The sequence below is a fragment of the Arthrobacter sp. GCM10027362 genome (genome assembly GCF_042679445.1).
Lineage (GTDB): Bacteria > Actinomycetota > Actinomycetes > Actinomycetales > Micrococcaceae > Crystallibacter.
Window position 1 is genome coordinate 1 of sequence record NZ_JBHTML010000335.1, and the last position, 2038, is coordinate 2038.

The window sequence follows — 2038 nt, forward strand, 5'->3', positions numbered from 1 at the left end:
AGCACCGCGGCCCCGGCCAGGCGCATCCGCCGCCGGCCCCGCCAGCGGGCCACGCGGTCCACGATCCATGGCCCGGCCACAAACAGCGGCAGGAAGACCAGGATCCGGGAGAGCGAGAGGAAGCCGCCGATGTCCGGGCTGAGTCCGGCGGCCAGGGCAAGGGCCAGGGCCACCGGTACCGCCGCGCGCAGGCCGCGGAACCAGGGGCCGGAGAGCCGCCAGGCGGCCAGGGCCACCAGGAACCACAGGCCGAAGGTCTGCCCGGTGAACGTCCAGCGCGGGGTGGCGCCTTCGAACAGGTAGTTCACCAGGAAGGCGACGAGCTGGAAGAGCACGTAGGGCAGCAGCAGCTGCCACCAGATTTTTACCAGCGTCCGGCCGTTGGCCTCCGCGCGGCGCGCGCCCCAGCCGGCCAGCAGGATCAGGACCGGGATGTGGAACATATAGACGAAATTGGAAAACATCACGGCCAGCCCGCTCTGGCCGCGCAGCAGGCCCGCCGCGTGGCCGGCAACCACGAGCACGATCGCGGCCCAGCGCGCCTGGTCGATCCACGCCTGCCGGGTGGCCTGCGCTGCTTCGGCGTCCCGGTGCCTATGCCCGGTTTCCGGTTCCATGGGGTGCTTCCCTGCGCTACCGGGTGCCGGAGCGGTGGGCCGCGAGCGCCTCGCGGATGGGCCGGTCCAGGTAGGGTGCCAGGGACCGGGCGTAGGTGGCGGTCAGGTGCGAACCGTCACGGTAGACCAGCACCGACCCGATGACCGCCGGGCACCTGTTGGCCGCGCAGAAGTACTTATCCAGGTCCACGGCGGTGATGCGCGGGGAGGACAGCCTGTCCACGGCCTTGGTGAGCGGATCCATCCAGTGCCAGCTGGCGGGCGTGCCGTCGCAGGCCGAGATCCGGCCTGCGTTTTCGGCCAGGCAGTCCGGGATGGAACGGATCTGCCTGCCCGGGTAGGGCGGGTCCTTGATGACCAGGACATTGGTGCCGGCGGCGGCCCACTTGGCCAGGTAGGACTCGTAGCCGGCCACGGCGGGGGCCTCGGTGTCCTTCCAGCTTCCGCCCGCAATGGGCACCGACTGCCGGGCGGAGGTGATTACCAGGTCGAACTGGTCTCCCTTGGTCCGTTCCATGACCCACCTGCCGTAGTCAAGGCAGTTGCGTGTCTTCTGCTCGCTGCGCAGTTCCAGGGCTGCATCGGTTACGTTGCAGCGGGACAGCAGGAAAGTGGTGATGGTCAGGTTCCGGCGCCCGGCCAGTTCCTGCAGGGCCGGCAGCCACTGTCCGGCGTGCGAATTGCCCACCAGCGCGATCCGGACCGGTCCGTGGCCGTAGGTGCAGACGGGGCGGTGGGTGAAATCCTCATTGGCCCAGCAGCCGTCCTTATAGACCGCCGGCAGGTCGTCCCTGGCCAGTGCGGGGTCCGGGACCAGCTGGGCGGCCGGATCCGGCGGGCAGACGTCGAAGCCTTGGGCGATGGCGGCCGCGCCAATGCACGGGCTGCGGCTTTGGCTGGCCGCCGAGAGCTGTTGTGCCGCCAGCTGCTGGCGGTAGCCGGCCTCCGCCAGCTGGGCGGTGCCCAGGAGGGCTACCGTTGCCATGCCGACGGCGGCAAAACGGTAGGTGGGCGCCAGCCGCCGGGCCGGCAGGGCCAGCCGAAAGCGGTCCTCGACCAACGTCTTGGTCGCCGCCGCGAGCAGCAGCGTCAGGGCGATGATTTGCGCGGCCGTGGCTGGATCGGGCGGCTGGGCCGTGCCGTCCGGGCCCGCCGTGCCGGCGGCGCCGGGCCAGAGCACGATGATCGGCCAGTGCCACAGGTACACCGAATAGGATGCGCCGCCCAGCCACTGGACGGGTCCGAGCCCCAGCACCGGGGCGGGGGAGTAGCGGCCACGGGCGGCGGCCAGGATCACCAGGGCCGTGCCCGCCACCGGCAGCAGCGCGGCATAGCCGGGGAACGGCGTCGCCGCATTGAAGGTCACCGCAGCCAGGAGGATGGCGGCCATGCCCGCCCAAGCCAGCGCCGCCGTCGCCTGC

Annotated in this window: 2 protein-coding genes; both read right to left on the reverse strand. The window is 71.4% G+C overall.

Going from position 1 to position 2038, the window contains the following annotated elements:
* Positions 1-617: acyltransferase family protein (locus tag ACFQ36_RS22370; RefSeq protein WP_377017717.1), on the reverse strand; the 617-nt coding region annotated here is incomplete at its 3' end.
* A 16-nt stretch (positions 618-633) separates the two neighbouring features.
* Positions 634-2038: acyltransferase family protein (locus ACFQ36_RS22375; protein ID WP_377017719.1), on the reverse strand; the 1405-nt coding region annotated here is incomplete at its 5' end.